At 68.8% G+C, this 16202-nt stretch carries 16 protein-coding genes and 1 pseudogene; 7 read left to right on the top strand and 10 right to left on the bottom strand.

All coding sequences use genetic code 11. From position 1 onward, the window contains the following. Positions 1–21: 21 nt before the first annotated feature. From A5790_RS25445 to A5790_RS11945, 5 genes and pseudogenes are all read right to left on the bottom strand, one after another. A pseudogene (locus A5790_RS25445) lies at positions 22–414 on the bottom strand (nuclear transport factor 2 family protein); the annotation flags it as partial. Beyond that, the gene (locus A5790_RS11960; RefSeq protein ID WP_066844030.1) at positions 411–1286 is read right to left on the bottom strand and encodes an LLM class F420-dependent oxidoreductase; all 876 of its coding nucleotides are present in this window, start codon (positions 1284–1286) and stop codon (positions 411–413) included. The gene A5790_RS11960 and the pseudogene A5790_RS25445, both read right to left, overlap by 4 nt. Further along, positions 1283–2728, bottom strand: coding sequence for a serine/threonine-protein kinase (locus A5790_RS11955; RefSeq protein ID WP_066844027.1), 1446 nt, complete (start codon positions 2726–2728; stop codon positions 1283–1285). The genes A5790_RS11960 and A5790_RS11955 overlap by 4 nt, the downstream gene beginning before the upstream one ends. A gap of 20 nt (positions 2729–2748) precedes the next feature. Further along, positions 2749–3855: a PDR/VanB family oxidoreductase gene (locus A5790_RS11950; protein ID WP_066844024.1), complete on the bottom strand. Its 1107-nt coding sequence runs from the start codon at positions 3853–3855 to the stop codon at positions 2749–2751. Beyond that, positions 3855–4805, bottom strand: a complete 951-nt coding sequence (locus A5790_RS11945; RefSeq protein WP_066844022.1) for a metal-dependent hydrolase — start codon at positions 4803–4805, stop codon at positions 3855–3857. The genes A5790_RS11950 and A5790_RS11945 overlap by 1 nt, the downstream gene beginning before the upstream one ends. 87 nt (positions 4806–4892) lie before the next feature. Between A5790_RS11945 and A5790_RS11940 the strand changes: the two genes are divergently transcribed. Beyond that, positions 4893–5738 carry a lysophospholipid acyltransferase family protein gene (locus A5790_RS11940; protein ID WP_066844018.1) on the top strand — a complete coding sequence of 282 codons (846 nt, stop codon included), beginning with the start codon at positions 4893–4895 and terminating at the stop codon, positions 5736–5738. Positions 5739–5743: 5 nt separating this feature from the next. Then, positions 5744–6178 carry an SRPBCC family protein gene (locus A5790_RS11935; RefSeq protein WP_066844015.1) on the top strand — a complete coding sequence of 145 codons (435 nt, stop codon included), beginning with the start codon at positions 5744–5746 and terminating at the stop codon, positions 6176–6178. A 4-nt stretch (positions 6179–6182) separates the two neighbouring features. On the opposite strand, the gene A5790_RS11930 is transcribed toward A5790_RS11935, so the two are convergent. Together A5790_RS11930 and malQ are read right to left on the bottom strand one after the other, a co-directional pair. Further along, positions 6183–6596 (bottom strand): hypothetical protein, encoded by a 414-nt coding sequence (locus A5790_RS11930; RefSeq protein WP_066844012.1) that lies wholly within the window; start codon positions 6594–6596, stop codon positions 6183–6185. Positions 6597–6673: 77 nt separating this feature from the next. Further along, positions 6674–8815 carry a 4-alpha-glucanotransferase gene (gene malQ, locus A5790_RS11925; RefSeq protein WP_066844009.1) on the bottom strand — a complete coding sequence of 714 codons (2142 nt, stop codon included), beginning with the start codon at positions 8813–8815 and terminating at the stop codon, positions 6674–6676. A 120-nt stretch (positions 8816–8935) separates the two neighbouring features. On the opposite strand from malQ, the gene A5790_RS11920 reads away from it, so the two are divergent. After that, positions 8936–10135, top strand: a complete 1200-nt coding sequence (locus tag A5790_RS11920) for an MFS transporter (RefSeq protein WP_066844006.1) — start codon at positions 8936–8938, stop codon at positions 10133–10135. Here A5790_RS11920 and A5790_RS11915 read toward each other — a convergent pair. Together A5790_RS11915 and A5790_RS11910 are read right to left on the bottom strand one after the other, a co-directional pair. Continuing rightward, on the bottom strand, positions 10104–10427 hold the full coding sequence (locus A5790_RS11915; protein ID WP_066844003.1) for a multidrug efflux SMR transporter: 324 nt from the start codon (positions 10425–10427) through the stop codon (positions 10104–10106). The two genes, A5790_RS11920 and A5790_RS11915, sit on opposite strands and share 32 nt — an antisense overlap. Further along, a complete protein-coding gene (locus A5790_RS11910) occupies positions 10427–10762 on the bottom strand; it encodes a multidrug efflux SMR transporter (protein ID WP_066844000.1) in 336 nt (111 codons plus the stop codon). The genes A5790_RS11915 and A5790_RS11910 overlap by 1 nt, the downstream gene beginning before the upstream one ends. Positions 10763–10871: 109 nt before the next feature. Here A5790_RS11910 and A5790_RS11905 point away from each other — a divergent pair, with 109 nt between their 5' ends. From A5790_RS11905 to A5790_RS11890, 4 genes are all read left to right on the top strand, one after another. Continuing rightward, positions 10872–12461, top strand: coding sequence for a carboxylesterase/lipase family protein (locus tag A5790_RS11905; RefSeq protein WP_082961686.1), 1590 nt, complete (start codon positions 10872–10874; stop codon positions 12459–12461). A gap of 70 nt (positions 12462–12531) precedes the next feature. Next, positions 12532–13419 carry a sterol desaturase family protein gene (locus A5790_RS11900; protein ID WP_066844186.1) on the top strand — a complete coding sequence of 296 codons (888 nt, stop codon included), beginning with the start codon at positions 12532–12534 and terminating at the stop codon, positions 13417–13419. Between the two features lie 37 nt (positions 13420–13456). Continuing rightward, on the top strand, positions 13457–14875 hold the full coding sequence (locus tag A5790_RS11895; RefSeq protein WP_066843994.1) for an FAD-binding oxidoreductase: 1419 nt from the start codon (positions 13457–13459) through the stop codon (positions 14873–14875). A gap of 185 nt (positions 14876–15060) precedes the next feature. Beyond that, positions 15061–15756, top strand: a complete 696-nt coding sequence (locus A5790_RS11890; protein WP_066843992.1) for a hypothetical protein — start codon at positions 15061–15063, stop codon at positions 15754–15756. On the opposite strand, the gene A5790_RS11885 is transcribed toward A5790_RS11890, so the two are convergent. Beyond that, positions 15753–16193, bottom strand: coding sequence for a nitroreductase/quinone reductase family protein (locus A5790_RS11885; protein ID WP_066843989.1), 441 nt, complete (start codon positions 16191–16193; stop codon positions 15753–15755). The two genes, A5790_RS11890 and A5790_RS11885, sit on opposite strands and share 4 nt — an antisense overlap. Between the last annotated feature and the right edge of the window lie 9 nt (positions 16194–16202).

The following is a 16202-nucleotide window of genomic DNA, read 5'->3' as shown; positions in this document are numbered from 1 at the left end:
CGTCAACGCGCGGCCGTGGATTCGCCAGCCGGCCCGTGTCCGCAGGTACTCGTCGTCATAGCGCAGATGCCACACCAGATCGGACGCCTGACCGTCGCTGACCGTCCAGTGGTGGGCGATGCAGGTGATGCGGCCGAGTGCGTAGTCGGGTTCGTCGGCCGCGGCGTACACCTCGCCGACGATCGCGTGTTCGGTCCTGGGCACCGCGGCCAATGAGGCCATCGCCGCCCGCACCCCGTCGCGGCCCTGGTGGCGGCGCACCGGCTCCAGCGCCCGCGGCGGGTCCGGCAGCCGCAGCTCGGCGTTCTCGGTGAACAGCTCGACGACATCGTCGAAGCGGCGGTCGTCGACGGCGGAGGCGTAGACGTGCACCAGGTCGGCCAGCGCCAGTCGATCGGCGGTGCGCAGCCTCATGCGCCAAGCCCCAGCCGCTGCGCGCACGCGCTCAACGCGTCGCGCGCTTCGTCGATATTGGCCGTCGGCGGCATGGCCAGGATCAAGCGGTCCGCACCGAGCGCCTCCAGTTTGGCCGCCCGCTCACTATCGACCTTGGTGACGAGATGCCCGAGCGAGAGTTCCAGCGCATTGGGGTCACGCCCGCACCGTTCGGCCTCCTCGCGCATCAACGAGACGATTTCGGCCAATTCTGCGCCGCCGACGCCCAGCGGTTGAAACCCGTCACCGAGCCTACCCGCTCGCCTTGCCGCCGCCCTGCTGTGTCCTCCGATGTGAATTGGTATGTGCGACAGCGGCTTCGGGTAGCACATGGCGTTGTCGAAATCGAAGAACTCGCCGTGGAAGTCGGCTCCTTCGGGGCGGTCCTGCCAGAGCAGCCGCAGCACGGCGAGTTGCTCGTCGGCGCGCCGGCCCCGGCTGCCGAAGTCGGCCCCGCACGCCTCGATCTCCTCTTTGAGCCAACCCGTCCCCACGCACAACCGCAGTCGTCCGCCCGAGAGCGCGTCGACGGTCGCCACCCGCTTGGCCAACACGACGGGGTGATGGTTGGGCAGCACGAGCACGCCGGTGGCGAGGCCCAGTCGCCGGGTGTGACCGGCCAGGTAGGCGAGCAGGTCGAGCGGATCGGGCACGTCGCAGTCGGCGGGCAGTTCGACCCGGCCGGACGCGTCGTAGGGGTAGACGCTGGTGTACTCCGACATCAGCACGGTGTGCTCGACCACGACCAGTGACTCGAACCCGCAGGCCTCCAAATGCGTGGCGAACGCGGCCATGAAGGCGGGGTCTGCGGTGACGCCCGCCGCAACGGGCGCGACGACGGCGTATTTCATGGCAGCGGCGGCAAACCGTTGCTTTCCCGGATGTCCCGGCGACACTCGCGGCGGGTCTGGCCGGTCTGCTCCATGCACACCCGGACCGGCGATTCCTCAGCGACCGGCAGCGGTGGGTCGGTCACCTCGGTGGTGACCGTCGGGCTCGGGACATCGCCCTCGGTCAGTGACCAGATCGTGGCGCCCGTGCTCTGCAGGGTCGAGCAGTAGGCGGTCGAACCGTCGTCGGTCTGGGCGGTCGCGCCCTCGGGGGAGCAGTCGGCCCCGATCACCGCGGCGGAGTCGTCGGCGGGCGTGGACGCCGTTGTGGTGGCGGCGTCGTCGTCGGTGGCGGTGGTCGTGGGAGTGTCGGTCGCCGTGGTCGTCGGCGGCGGCGGAGGCGGCGGTGGAGGAGGTGCGGCTGGCGGCGTTGACGACGCAGCTGTCGCCGACCTGCCCGGGGCGTTCGCGCGTTCCTCGCCGAACAGGAAGGCTGCCACCACGACCGCGGCGACCAGCAGCACCGCGAGCACCGCGGGCACCAGCAACCCCGGCCGCAGCCACGACTTCTTCGGTTGGGCGGCGGCCACGGCGAGTCGGGTGCTGTCGGGGTCCGACGAGGCGACGCCGAGGTGGTGGCTGAGCGCCCTGGCGAAGTCCGCGCAACGCTCGAACCGGTCTTTGGGGTTCTTCGACAGCGCCTTGGCCAGCACGGGGTCCAGGTTCGCGAGGTCCGGTCGGTGGGAGCCAATCGCGGGCGGCGCCGCAGACAGGTGCTGGCTGATGACCACGGCCGGATTCGAGTTGCGAAACGGCGGCGACCCGGTCAGCAGATGAAATGCGGTGGCGGCCAACGCATATTGATCGGCGCGGCCGTCGAGCGTTTCACCCATCAACTGCTCGGGCGCGGCGTAGGACACCGTGCCCACCGTCATGTTGGTCGCGGTGAGACCGCTGACGTCGTCCGCCCAGCGGGCGATGCCGAAGTCGGCCAACAGGATTCGCCGATCGTCTGCCTCGGGCCTGGCGAGCAGGATGTTGGCGGGTTTGACATCGCGGTGCAGCAGGCCGCCCTGGTGGGCGTAGTCCAGGGCGTCGGCGATGGCGGCGACGATCGCGGCGACCTCCGTCGGAGGCATGCCGTTGGGATGGTGCTCCTTCAGCAGCTGCCCCGCGTCGGTGCCGTCGACGTAGTCCATCGAGATCCAGATCTGGCCGTCGGCCTCGCCGCGATCGTGGATCCCGACGATGTGCGGGTGCCACAGCGTGGCCGCGATGTCGGCCTCACGCTGGAACCGTCTGCGGTACTCGTCGTCGGCCGACACCGACGCGGGAAGCACCTTGAGCGCGTCGCGTCGGGGCAGGCGCGGATGGTCGGCCAGATAGACCTCGCCCATTCCGCCGGAGCCGAGTAGTCGCACGATGGTGTATCCGGCGAAAGTCTCCCCCTCGGCCAACGGCATGGGCGAATAGTACGAGACGACTACAGATCGAGTGTCAGATGGGAACCTTCGGCGGCGCGGGAGATGCAGATCAGCATCAGCCCGCCGTCGCGTTCGGTGTCGGTGAGCAGCGTGTCGCGGTGGTCGACGGCGCCGGCCAGCACCCGGGTGCGACACGTACCGCAGAAGCCCTGCTGGCACGAATACGGCGCCTGAACACCGGATCTGCGCAGCGCTGCGAGCAGCGTCTCCTCGGCGCCGACGTCGATGGTCTGGTCGCGTGCGGCCACCGTCACCGAGAAGGTCGTGCCGTCCTCGACGGGCGGGGCGGCGAACCGTTCGAAATGCAGTTCCACGTTGTCGCGCCCGACCAGCCGCTCGCGGATGACGGTCAGCATCGCCGCCGGACCGCACGCGTAGACCGCGGTGCCGTCGGGGCAGTCGCCGAGCAGGTCGTCGGCGTCAGGCAGTCCGTCGACGTCGTCGGTGCGAATCTGCACGCGAGAGCCGAACCGTGCGACTTCCTCGATGAACGGGAGGCTGTCTTGGCTGCGGCCGGTGTACACCATCGACCACTCCACACCGAGCGCCTGCGCCAGCCGCAGCATCGGCAGGATCGGGGTGATGCCGATGCCGCCTGCGACGAACCGCAGCCGCCGGGTGGGGGAGCCGTAGCCGGGGACGGTCAGCGGGAACGCGTTGCGGGGCCCGTGTGAGGTCGCGGTCGCGCCAGTATGCAGCCCCTCGTGCACTTCGATCGACCCGCCGCCGCCGTCGGGGATGCGCCGCACCGCGATGCGGTAGCTGTCGGCGCGGGCGGGATCGCCGCACAGCGAGTACTGCCGCACCAGCCCGCTGGGCAGCGTGATGTCGATGTGTGATCCGGGATGCCACCGGGGCAGCGATTCGCCGTCGGCGGCGACCAGTGTCAGCGCCACGACGTTCTCGTCGCGGGCCACCACCTCACGCTCGGCGACCCGCAGGATCAGGGTGCGGTCGAGCTCGCGGGGAGGTGTGACCTTGCGGACGGCGCCGGCCAACGCTTCCATTGAATTGATCACGACGTCGGCGATGCCGATCATCGCGTAGCGCCGGCCCGGCCGCAGCGGATGGGCAGGCAGTTGCCGGTAGCGCTCGCGCAGACCCATCAACGGTGCGCGGCGCGCGCGGCGGGTGAGGTGGCCAGGTAGGCAACGGCCTGGGCGGTCGACCCCATGTCCTCGGGCGAGTAACCGGGCCGGAAGTAGGACAGCGTGTTCTCCCCGAACAGGGTCCGGAACTTCGGCAGCAGGCCCAGTTCGGAGTCGCGCATCCGCAGGCGCTGCATCTGGAACCAGCCGATGTCGCTGCTGGGATCGGACTTCAGCAGGTACCAGGTGCCGCGTTGGAAGAAGGTAAACATCGCCGTCGCAGCGACCGTCATCGCCCGGATCCGGTCCGGATAGCTGTCGTGGAAGTAGACCGCCACGTCGTGGGCGACGCAGCGATGCTCGACCTCTTCGCTGCCGTGCCAGCGGAACAGGTCGACCAGGGTCGGGTCCGCTCCGTGGTCGTCCCAGGTGGAGTTCAGCGCGAAGTCACCGAGCACCGCGGTGTAGTGCTCAATCGCTGCGATCAGCCACAGCCGCTCGCACAGGTTGCTGAGGCGCCGTTCGGGGTCGTCGAAATGCTTTGGCGCCAAGACCTTTTCAAACATATAGCCGACGAGGTCCAGCATCGGCTTCGGGTCGACCCCGTTGCCGATGAGGAAGTCGGAGATCACATCGTCGTGGGCTGCGGCGTGCGTCGCCTCCTGACCGATGAAGCCGCGGATGTCGTCGGCGAGCTTGGGATCCCTCACCAAGGGCAGCGCCTCGTTGTAGGTGCGGACGAACCAGTGCTCGGCGGCGGGCAGCACCACGTTGAACAGGTTGATCATCGTGGAGGCCACCGGATGGCCGGGGATCCACTCGAGGGGTACTCCGGACAGGTCGAAATGCACCTTGCGGGCCTGGATCTGGACCGGGCCGGGATCGACCTCGTGTGCGAAACGGCGCGGACGCAGGGCTTCCACCGGCTGAGTCGGCAGATGGGCCCCGGGGGCCGGCGATAGTGCCATCTCGGCTCCTCCTTCGTGCCGCACAGTCTACGTGCGGGAGGCGGGAAGGCAGGTTTGCGGTAGGCGGGGCGCGTCTATAACACGTTCATGGCTGCGATCGACGACGTTCTCGGATGGGCCAAGCAGCAGGTGGCCGACCGGGTCCCGAAGGCGGACCTGGACCAGCGCGATCCGGACTACATCCGTGAGCAGCTGCCGGGGCTGTGGCTGCTGGCGTCGTTGTACTTCCGCGCCGACGTCCGCGGCCTGGACCGCATCCCCGCCGACGGCCCCGTGTTGCTGGTCGGCAACCACAGCGGTGGCAACCTCCCGCCCGACACGTTCGTGTTCACGCTGGCGTTCAGCTCGTACTTCGGCGTCGAGCGGCCGTTTTATCAACTCGCGCACAATCTCGTCGTCTCGATGCCGGGCCTGGGTTCGCTGCGCAAGTTCGGCACCGTGGCCGCCAACCACGAGAACGCCAAGCTGGCGCTGGACTCCGGTGGGGCGCTTCTGGTGTACCCGGGCGGCGACTACGAGGTGTTCCGCCCATCGTGGCACCGACACGAGGTCGATTTCGGCGGTCGCAAGGGCTACGTGAAACTCGCCCGCGAGGCCGGTGTGCCGATCGTGCCCGTCGCCAGCGTCGGCGGTCAGGAAGCCGCGTTGTTCCTCGACCGGGGCCAGTGGTTGGCACGACTGCTGAGGGCCGACCGTCTGGCCCGCCTCAAGAGCGTGCCCATCCTGCTGGCGCCGCCGTGGGGGCTGACCGTCAGCGACTTCATCCCGCGGCTGCCCCTGCCGACGAAGATCGCGATCGAGGTGCAAGATCCGATCGACACCGACGACATCGCGGCCAGCGACGACGACGTCATCAACGACAAGGTGTTGAGCAGCCTGCAGGCAGGAGTCGACAGATTGGCCGCCACACGACGCTTCCCGGTTCTGGGCTGACGACGATGAGAGTTCAACGCCAGTGCGTCATCGACGCCGACCGCGACCAGGTGTGGAAGGTGGTCAGTGACCCGCAGTGCTATCCGGACTTCATGGCCAGCCTGGAGCGCTGGGAGACGATGACCGATCCGCCCGCCGGCCTCGGGTCCCGCTACACCGTGCACTGGAAGGTCGGCTCGGTGCCGATCGGCGGCACCGTGGAGGTCGTCGAGTTCGACGCGCCGCGTGAGGTGTCCTGGATCGGGCTCACCGGGGTCTCACAACGCGGCCGGTTCCGGCTGCGCGAAACCGGGGACGGCCGCACCAAGGTGACGTTCAGGCTGTCCTACGAGTCGGCGGGCAATCTTCTGGGCCTGATCGCCGACCGGGTGGCCGCGCGCCAGGTCGGTCGCACGATGAGCAGGACGCTGACCAATCTGCGCCACATGGTGGAGGGCTGACCCGCTAGCCCACCGGGGCCGGCGGTGGCGTGCCCGCGCCGGGGGCACCCTGGATCGGCACCACCGGGGTCGGAGTCACGGTGGTGACGCCGTTTCGACCGACCGTCGGACCGCCCGAGGGACCTTGCTCGGCGATGAAGTCCGCCGCCTTCTGGCTGCAGTCCAGCATCAGCAGCATCCGGCCGCCCGAGGTGATCTTCTGCTGGTCGACCAGGCACTCCGCCTGGGGGAGCACGCTGCCGACCGAACCGCCGAAGTAGGCCTTGACGCCCTGCGACTTCAGGATCTGCAGCGCCCGGTTGTACGGTTCGCCGACCACGTTCACACTGCTCGGTTGCGACATCGCGATGCCGGCGCCGACCAGTGCCGCCGAACCGACAGCCACGAGCCCGCAGCTGAGCACAACAAGCTTGTTCACGTGATCTCCTCAGGTCGGTGCGGTGCGAACATATCGCAGCCGTGACGAATGTGAAACCGGAGCAGACGGCGTCGGCGTTACACCGCCGGGCGCACCGCTTTTCGCATGATCTCGCCGAGTCGCGCCGCGGTGACGTCGTCAAAGACGTCTTCGAGCAGCAGTTTCTTACCGTCCGGCCCGGCCAGCGGCACTCGCCAGTTCGGATACTCGTCGGTGGTGCCCGGCTGATTCTGGGTGCGCAGGTCGCCGACGGCGTCGGCCAGCGACAGCGACAGCAACCGCGACGGCGTGCGACCGAGATAGCGATGCAGGGCCTCGACGATCTCGGAGGTGTCGGCCGCGGTGTCGCCGTCCAGGAGCCCGACGCGGCGCAGCTCGTCCAGCCAGCTGTTCTGCTGCTCCCGGTCATCGGCCAACTCCTCGGCGGCCGGCCGCGTCAGCAGCCCGAGTTCGTCGCGCAGGCGAACGTGTTCGCCTGCCAGATAGCCGGCGGTCGGAGGCAGGTCGTGCGTGGTGACGGCCGACAGGCAGTACTCGCGCCACCGCTCTGCGGCCAGCGGGGCCCCCGCCGATCCGTGAGCGCCGTCGCGGTCGGCCTCGAACCACAGTATCGAGGTACCGAACAGACCGCGCTCATTGAGGTAGTCGCGGACCCACGGTTCGACGGTGCCGAGGTCCTCCCCGACGACGACGGCTCCCGCCCGGTGGGCCTCGAGCGCCACGATGCCGATCATCGCCTCGTGGTCGTAGCGCACATACGTGCCGTCGGTGGGCCGCGCTCCGTTGGGAATCCACCACAGCCGGAACAACCCGATGATGTGGTCGATCCGCACACCGCCCGCGTGGCGCAGCACCGCGTTGACAAGTGCGCGGAACGGCTCGTAGGCGAGCTCCTCGAGTTGGTCGGGCCGCCACGGCGGTTGTGACCAGTCCTGGCCGAGCTGGTTGAACTCGTCGGGAGGAGCGCCCGCTGTGACGCCGAGCGCGAGCACATCCTGCAGGGCCCATGAGTCTGCGCCGTTGGGGTCCACGCCCACGGCGAGGTCGTGCATGATGCCCAGGCTCATCCCGGTCTGCAGCGCGGTGGCCTGCGCCGCGGTGAGCTGGTCGTCGAGCTGCCACTGCAGCCAGCGATGGAAGTCGACCAAGTCGGCGTGCTCGGCGGCGAACTCGGCGACGGCGTCACCCGAGGGATGCTGCAGTCGCTTCGGCCACTGGTGCCAGTCGGCGCCGTACCGTTCGGCCAGCGCGCACCAGATGGCGAAGTCGTCGAGGCTGCGGCCCTCGCGCTCCCGGTAGGCGGCGTAGGCCAGCTCCCGTCCCGCCGAGCGCGGTACCTCGTAGACCGCCTCCAACGCCGAGCGCTTCGCCTTCCACGCCGCGTCACGGTCGACCTGCTCGGCGCGGTCGGCACGCGACTGCACGGCCTCGCGCAGTTTGCGCAACCGGTTGCGGCGGCGGATATAGGCGTATTCGGGGATCGCTTCGACCCGCAGATAGATCGGGTTGACGAACCGGCGCGAGGTCGGCAGGTAGGGCGAGGGCTCCATCGGCGCTACCGGAGCGGCCGCGTGCAGCGGATTGACGAGGATGAACCCCGCGGCATGTTGGGCGGCCGACCATACCGCCAGGTCGGTCAGATCGGTCAGATCACCGATACCCCAGGACCTTTCGGACCGCACGCTGTAGAGCTGGGTGGCCAGGCCCCAGTTTCTGCCGGAGGGGGGCACTAGCGACGCGGGGGAGACGATGATCGGGGTGCTGAACTCCGCCCCGTCGGCGTGCAGCTCCAGGCGATGGTATCCGATCGGCAGGTCGGCGGGCGTCTCGAAGGTCGCCTCGCCGACCAGTCGCCCGTCCAATTCGTAAGGGGGCCTGTTGTTCTCGAGTTGGGGCAGGTCGGTCCGCACCGATCCGTCCTCCAGGCGGATCCGCAGCGACACGGGGTTTCCGTGCGTGACGTGCACCCAGAACGTCGAAGCGGCGCCGGTGCGCCCGATGATCGTCGGCGGAAGGTGGCGTGACCAGTACTCGCGGTCGTGATCGATGAGTGCGGCGGCGCGGTCGTCCTCGGTGTCCGCGGCGACACCCAACGCGGCAAGCACCGAGACCAGCGTCGAGGAGGTCACGGCGATGCGCGTGCCCGTCCAGTCTTCGTAATCGGTTGCGACACCGTAGCGTCGCGCCAACTCCACTAGCGACGCTGCGGGCCCTGTCATGTCGCCAATCTTGCCCGGAATCGGTCCCCACGTCTCATCACAGGCTCGCTCATACCCGATCTGGACGAAGTCAACCGGCGCTCAATCCGGGCACGAACCTGGTGGGTAGTGTCGGCCGGTATGGCGCCCGACCGACAGGAGGCGGCCGAGGCGCAGAGTCGACGGGCCCGAATCGCGGTGGCAGCGCTGTTTCTGACCAACGGCGCAGTATTCGCGAACCTGCTGCCGCGCTACCCCGAGATCAAGACCGACCTGGGTATGTCCAATTCGGCGTACGGCGTCGCGGTGGCGGCATTCTCGGCGGGGGCGCTGGCGGCGGGGCTGAGTGCGGCCGCGCTCATCCGGCGCTACCGTTCGTCGCGGGTGGCTGTCGTCGGCACCATCGGAATCGGCGCCTTCGTGTTGCTCGCGGGCGTGGCGACGTCTCCGGTGTTGTTGGCCGCGGGGCTGTTCGCGGCGGGCGCCTGCGATGCGGTGACCGACGTCGCCCAGAACGCACACGGGTTGCGGGTGCAACGCATCTACGGTCGTTCGATCATCAACTCGCTGCATGCGGTGTGGGCGGCGGGCGCGATCGTCGGCGGGATGATGGGCGGGACGGCGCTCGCGTTGGGCATTCCGCGCGCGCTGCATCTCGGCTTCTCGGCGGTGCTGTGCAGCGTGATCGTGATCGTCGCGTACCGCTTTCTGCTCCCCGGGTCCGATCACGCCGACCACCGGGAGGAGCCCGCCGACCGTGCGGGCGGTGCCGGCGGCGCGGTCTACGCCGCACTGCTCGCGCTGGTGCTGATCGCCGTGGCCGGTGCGATGGTCGAGGACGCCGGTAACTCCTGGGCCGTGCTGTATCTGCGCGACGCGCTCGGTGCGCCCGGGCCGATCGCGGTCTCGGGCTACATCGCCGTCGTGACCTTCCTCTTCATCGGGCGACTGGTCGGTGACCCCCTGGTCGACCGGTTCGGGGAACGCACCGTGGTACGCACGGGTGGCGCGATCACCGCGATCGGTATGGGCCTCGCGCTCGCGTTCCCGTCCGTTGCGGGCACGATCGCCGGTTTCGCGATGGCCGGCCTCGGCGCGGCCACCCTCGTGCCGTCGGCCATGCACGCCGCAGATCAGCTGCCGGGCCTGCAAGCGGGCAGCGGCCTGACCATCCTCACCTGGCTGATGCGCATCGGGTTCCTCGTCGCCCCAGTGCTCATCGGGGTGATCGCGGACGCGACGAGCCTGCGTACCGGCCTGCTCGTCGTGCCGATCGCCGGCATCGCGGTCGTGTTGTTGTCGGGTGTGCTCAGTGCGCGACGCCGGCAAGCTCGATCGTGAGCACGCCGCCGACGACGAGCGCGATACCCAGAGCCATCACCCAGGTCAGTGGTTCGGTGAACACGAAGCGCGCGATGACCGCGACCAGCGCCACGCCGCACGCGGTCCACACGCCGTAGGCGACGCCGACCGGCATCCCGAGCGCCAGCGTCAGCCACAGCAGATAGAACGACGCCAGGTAACCCAGGACGATCGGTGCGATCCAGGCCTTTCTGCGGAACCCCTCCGAAGCCCGCAGCGACAGCGTCGCGAATACCTCGAAGACGATCGCGCCGGCCAGTGTCCAGTACATCACCGGTGTTCGACCACCCGGTGCGAACCGAGCTCGATCAGCAGCACACCGGCGATGATCAGGCCGATGCCGGCGACGATCGGCCAGGTGAACGGGTCACCGAACAGGACAGCGGCGAGAACCGCGGTACCCGCCGTGCCGACCGCTCCCCAGATTCCGTACGCCACCCCGACCGGCACTCCGGCGCGCAACACCAGCGTCAGGAATGTGAAGGCCGCGAGGTAGCCCCCGACGACGACGAGAAGCCACGCCGAATGATCCTGGGACGCCCGCAGCGACAGCGTCGCCGCGACCTCGACGACGATCGCACCGGCCAGCAGGGCCCACTTCTGCACCCGATCAAGCTAGCCGACCGGTCGGCTCTGCCCGTGCGGCGAGAGCGGAACCGCTGACCGGACGGCCTGTCCGGACGCGCGCGTAGCCTGAACTGGCTGTATTCCATCGATGGAGGAGTCCCATGCCGTACGACGTGGAGTTCCGGTGACCGCAGGGGCACGGGGCAGCGACGACGCGCTCGTCGTCGACACCGCGTACGGACCGGTTCGCGGCCTCGACGACGGCACCGTGAAGGTGTGGAAGGGGCTCCGGTTCGCCGCCCCGCCTGCGGGTGAGCGGCGGTGGCGGGCGCCCGAACCGCCGCAGCGCTGGTCCGAACCGGCGGACGCCACGACGGTCGGCCCGGTGTGCCCGCAGCCGACGGACCCGCGCATCCCGATCGACCTCGGCGCTCCGCAGGGCGACGACTGCCTGAGCCTGAACGTGTGGGCGGCATCGAACATCGAGCCGGGCGCGGGCAAACCGGTGATGGTGTGGGTGCACGGCGGCGCCTACGTCCTCGGTTCGTCGGCGCAGCCGCTGTATCACGGCCGCACGCTCGCCGCCGACGGCGACGCCGTGATCGTCACGGTGAACTACCGCCTCGGAGCGTTGGGCTTCCTGGACCTGTCGGCGGTGAGCGACGACTTCGCCACCAACCTCGGCCTGCGCGACGTGCTGTTCGCGCTGCAGTGGGTGCGCGACAACATCGCCGGTTTCGGGGGAGACCCGAACCGCGTCACCCTCTTCGGAGAATCCGCCGGTGGCGGGATCATCACCACGCTGCTGGCCAGCCCGGCCGCCGCCGGCCTGTTCGGCGCGGCGATCGCGCAGAGCTCACCGGCTACCTCGGTCTACGACCGTGAGCGCTCGCAACGGGTGGCGGCGCTGTTTCTCGACCGGCTCGGGCTGAGCTCCAGCGACGCCCAGCAGTTGGTTTCGGTGCCCACTTCTGCGCTGATGACTGCCTCCAAGCAGGTTTTCGACCACATCCCGGTGAGCACCCCGGGCACGCTGGCGTTCGCGCCGATCATCGACGGCGATGTGGTGCCTGCACATCCGGTCCAGCTCGCCCGGGATGGGCGCACCCTCCCGGTGCCGCTAATCATCGGCACCAACAAGCACGAAGCGGCACTCTTCCGCTGGATGAAGTCGCCGCTGATGCCGATCACGCCCAAGGCGATCCGGGCGATGTTCGCCGAGATCGCCGCCGAACAACCCGACTTGCAGCTGCCCGACGAACAGCAGATCCGCGCCGCGTACCGGGGCCGAGGAAAGACCATCGGTATGGGAGTCGCGCGCGATATCGGGTTCCGGATGCCGTCCGTCTGGTTCGCCGAGGGTCATCGCGAGGTCGCACCCGTGTACCTCTACCGATTCGACTTCGCCACCCCGATGTTGCAGCTGCTGCGGCTCGGCGCCGCGCACGCGACCGAATTACCGTACGTCTGGGGGAATCTGGTCGCGGGCCCCAAGGATCCGACTTTCAAGCTCGGCGGTCGCAAGACGGGCAAGGAGGTCTCGGCGCGCATCCGGCGGCGCTGGGTGAACTTCGCCGTCGACGGCACACCCGTGGGTTTCACCGGCGACCCGGTGTGGCGGCCGTACCACACCTCCGATCGCGCCACCTTGCTCATCGACGCCGAGGACAGGGTGGTCGACGACCTCGACCACGATCTACGCACCGCGTGGGGCGATCAAGTGCTGAGTTTTCGCTGAGACGTATGCTGGGCCCGGAGGTTTCGAAGTGGATGTGAGTGGCGCCTTCTCGCACGTATTGCCACCGTTGATGCACGATCCCGTGGTCTTCGCGGTGCCGTTCTTCCTGCTGCTGCTGGTCATCGAGTGGGCGGCCGCCCGCAAGCTGGCCCACGAGGAGGCCGACCGTGCACCGGCCGGTGCTTATCAGCGGTCGGACGCGTGGGCCAGCATCTGGATGGGCGTGGTCTCGATCGGCACGAGCGGCGTACTGAACTTCATCGCGCTGCTGGGCTATGCGGCACTGTTCGTCTACGTCGCGCCGTGGCAGCTACCCGCGAACGCTTGGTACACGTGGGTGATCGCGATCGTCGGGGTGGACCTGCTCTACTACGTCTATCACCGGATGGCGCACCGGGTGCGGCTGATCTGGGCCACTCATCAAGCGCACCACTCCAGCCAGTACTTCAACTTCGCCACCGCACTGCGCCAGAAGTGGAACATCAGCGGTGACGTGTTCCTGCGGGCGCTGCTGCCGCTGTTCGGCGTACCGCCGTGGATCGTCTTCGCCAGCTTCTCGATCAACCTGATCTACCAGTTCTGGATCCACACCGAACGCATCGGGAAGCTCTGGGGCCCCATCGAATTCGTGTTCAATACGCCGTCGCACCACCGGGTCCACCACGGCATGGACCAGCAGTACCTCGACAAGAACTACGGCGGCATCTTCATTTTGTGGGATCGGCTGTTCGGCAGCTTTGCGGCCGAGACGGTCCGCCCGCACTACGGGCTGACCAAGCAGGTCGACACCTACAACATCTGGACATTGCAGACACACGAGTACGTGGCGATCGTGCGTGACGTCCGCAGGGCGCGGCGGTGGCGCGACAGGCTCGGCTACATGTTCGGCCCGCCCGGGTGGGCGCCGGCGCGACCGCCGCTCGTGGCAGAGCAGCCGTCGGCGCCCATCAGCGCCTGAGCCACGCAGCGCCTCTGCGCGCCGTAGTCTGCGCTGTGTGAACACCGTCTTCGACGCCCCGGTCGACGCCGGTCTGGTCGAACGTTCGCTGGCGACAAGCACGTTGGGCTCGATGTGGCTGGACGAGCGCGTCGGCCCGCCGCGGCCGCAGTTCCCCGCCCTGACGAAGCCGGTCACCTGCGATCTGATCGTCGTCGGGGGCGGATACACCGGCTTGTGGACCGCGCTGCATGCCGCGCGACGCGACCCCGATCAGCGCATCGTGCTCATCGAAGCCAACCGGGTGGGCTGGGCAGCCTCCGGCCGCAATGGAGGCTTCGTCGAGGCCAGCCTGACGCACGGCACCGCGAACGGAAAAACCCGCTGGCCCAATGACTTCGACGTTCTCGAGGAAATGGGCTTGGACAACCTCGACGGTATGCAGGCCGAGATCGCCGAACTGGGCCTCGACACCGACTGGCAGCGCACCGGCACCCTGACAGTGGCCACCGAACCGCATCAGGTGGAGTGGTTGCGCCAGGCCGCGGCCGACGGCGAGGGGGAGTTCCTCGACACCACCCAGGTTCGCGACGAGGTGACCTCGCCGACCTACCTCGCCGGCCTGATCGACGCCCACACCTGCGCGATCGTGCACCCCGCCAAGCTGGTGTTCGAACTCGCCAGGGCGTGCCAGGACGCGGGCGTGCGCATCTACGAGCACACCAACGCCGTCCGGCTGGATTCCGGTGGCGTCGGGTTGCGTATGCAGACCGGCCAGGCCGTCGTCACCGCGCGGCAAGCAGTGCTCGCGACCAATGTCTATCCGAGCCTGCTCAAGCGCAACCGGCTGCATACGGTGCCGGTGTACGACTACGTGTTGGCCACCGAACCGCTCACCGACGACCAGCGGGGCCGCATCGGCTGGCGCGGCAGGCAGGGAATCGACGACTGCGCCAACCAGTTCCACTACTACCGCCTCACCGCGGACAACCGGATCGTCTGGGGCGGGTACGACGCCGTCTACCACTTCGGGCGCAAAGTGCGGCCCCGCTACGAGGACCGGCCCGCGAGCTACCGCCGGCTGGCCGAGCACTTCTTTTTGACCTTCCCACAACTCGACGACGTCCGATTCAGTCATCGGTGGGCCGGCGCGATCGACACCAACACCCGGTTCTGCGCGCACTGGGGACTGGCCAGGGACGGCCGCGTCGCATACGTCAACGGCTTCACCGGACTGGGCGTTGGCGCTTCCCGGTTCGCCGCCGACGTGTGCCTGGACCTGCTCGAAGGCCGGCCCACGCCGCGCACCGAACTGCAGATGGTGCGCGAGCGTCCACTGCCGTTTCCTCCCGAGCCGCTGGCCACCGTCGGCATCCAGGCGACCCGGTGGTCACTCGACCGGGCCGACCACGCCGCCGGACGCCGGAACGCCTATCTGCGGACGCTGGATGCGCTAGGCCTCGGTTTCGATTCGTAGCTGCCCCGTGCCGAAACCGCGGCCGGGGCGTAACGTCTCTGTGACCTTCACCGATGGGCAAGTGACGGGACCATCGTCGAGTGGTTGCTCCTGGTCGGGCGGTGATTGTCAGCTCTCCCGACCCGGTAAGCGGCTCACAACGCGCCGGTGCCGAAACTTCATCGGCTCGACGAGCGGAGACGACAGTGCGCCGACATTCGCTACGGGTACTGGCGGCGCTGGCCGCCCCGATCACCGCGGTTGCGCTGATGTCGGCGCCCGCGCAGGCCAACCCGGGCGTCCTGGTCTATCCCGGCATGGAAATCCGCCAGGACAACAACGTCTGCACGCTGGGTTATGTCGATCCGGCGACCCGGATCGCGTTCACCGCAGGCCATTGCCGAGGCAGTGGGCCGGTGCGCGACCGCAACGGCAACCTCATCGGTATGCAGACGGTGTACCGCGACAACACCCCCAACGGTGCGACCGTCGACACCAATCACCAGATCGCCGACTGGGAGGCGATCGCGCTCGCACCCAACGTCGCGGTCAACAACGTGCTGCCGGGCGGCAAGGTGCTGGTGGCCGACCCCGGTGTCGTGCCGACGGCCGGGCAGCCGGTGTGCCATTTCGGCGTGGTCACCGGCGAGAGCTGCGGCAACGTCGAGGCCGTCAACAACGGCTGGTTCACGATGGCCAACGGTGTGGTCAGCCAGAAGGGCGACTCGGGCGGCCCGGTGTACGTGATCACCCCCGACAACCGGGCGGTGCTGATCGGCATGTTCAACAGCACCTGGGGCCAGTATCCGGCCGCGGTGTCCTGGCAGACGGCGAGCCAACAGGCCAGCGAGGCCGTCATCTCCGCCGCATCCGCCAACGTCGGCTCCGTATCCCTGCCCTAACGCACGAGCTCGAACACCGGAATCGACGGCGCCGCGGCGCGCAACTCCTCCGGTGACGACGTCGGTGTCAGACCGCCGACGTGTCCCTTGACCTCCCAGAACCAGCGGTCCAGGTAGCGGACGAGCAGCTCGGGCTTGACCTCGTCGGGCACCTCGGCGATCCGCACCTCGCGGCGGCGCCACCGCGGACCGACCTCGACGACGCCGGCCGCCCTTGCGTTGCGGGCCCACTGCGTGTGACCGCGCGGGGAGACGAGGTAGTCGCGACCGCCCACCGGGAGCACGTTGACCACCACGCTTCGGCGCTTGCCCGTCTTGCGGCCTCGCACCGAGAGCGCCTTGGTCCCGGCAACACTGACACCGGCCTCGGCCAGCCAGCGGAAGACGTGGTTGATGACGCGGGCGGCCCGCGTCGGTTCGTCGTAGCGCGTTGTCATCCCAGGGGA

It is taken from the genome of Mycobacterium sp. 852002-51152_SCH6134967, assembly GCF_001667105.1.
GTDB classification, from domain to species: Bacteria; Actinomycetota; Actinomycetes; order Mycobacteriales; family Mycobacteriaceae; genus Mycobacterium; species Mycobacterium neumannii_A.
The sequence above is the reverse complement of the archived record's forward strand: the minus strand, read 5'-3'. Positions and strand labels throughout refer to the sequence as shown.

Bases quoted from the DNA above. Each gene is read 5' to 3' on its own strand.
- A5790_RS11945 (WP_066844022.1), bottom strand. From the start codon at position 4,805: ATGGCACTATCGCCGGCCCCCGGGGCCCATCTGCCGACTCAGCCGGTG.
- malQ (WP_066844009.1), bottom strand. From the start codon at position 8,815: ATGACAGGGCCCGCAGCGTCGCTAGTGGAGTTGGCGCGACGCTACGGT.
- A5790_RS11885 (WP_066843989.1), bottom strand. From the start codon at position 16,193: ATGACAACGCGCTACGACGAACCGACGCGGGCCGCCCGCGTCATCAAC.
- A5790_RS11935 (WP_066844015.1), top strand. From the start codon at position 5,744: ATGAGAGTTCAACGCCAGTGCGTCATCGACGCCGACCGCGACCAGGTG.
- A5790_RS11950 (WP_066844024.1), bottom strand. From the start codon at position 3,855: ATGGGTCTGCGCGAGCGCTACCGGCAACTGCCTGCCCATCCGCTGCGG.
- A5790_RS11920 (WP_066844006.1), top strand. From the start codon at position 8,936: ATGGCGCCCGACCGACAGGAGGCGGCCGAGGCGCAGAGTCGACGGGCC.
- A5790_RS11900 (WP_066844186.1), top strand. From the start codon at position 12,532: ATGCACGATCCCGTGGTCTTCGCGGTGCCGTTCTTCCTGCTGCTGCTG.
- A5790_RS11960 (WP_066844030.1), bottom strand. From the start codon at position 1,286: ATGAAATACGCCGTCGTCGCGCCCGTTGCGGCGGGCGTCACCGCAGAC.
- A5790_RS11915 (WP_066844003.1), bottom strand. From the start codon at position 10,427: ATGTACTGGACACTGGCCGGCGCGATCGTCTTCGAGGTATTCGCGACG.
- A5790_RS11940 (WP_066844018.1), top strand. From the start codon at position 4,893: ATGGCTGCGATCGACGACGTTCTCGGATGGGCCAAGCAGCAGGTGGCC.
- A5790_RS11905 (WP_082961686.1), top strand. From the start codon at position 10,872: ATGGAGGAGTCCCATGCCGTACGACGTGGAGTTCCGGTGACCGCAGGG.
- A5790_RS11955 (WP_066844027.1), bottom strand. From the start codon at position 2,728: ATGCCGTTGGCCGAGGGGGAGACTTTCGCCGGATACACCATCGTGCGA.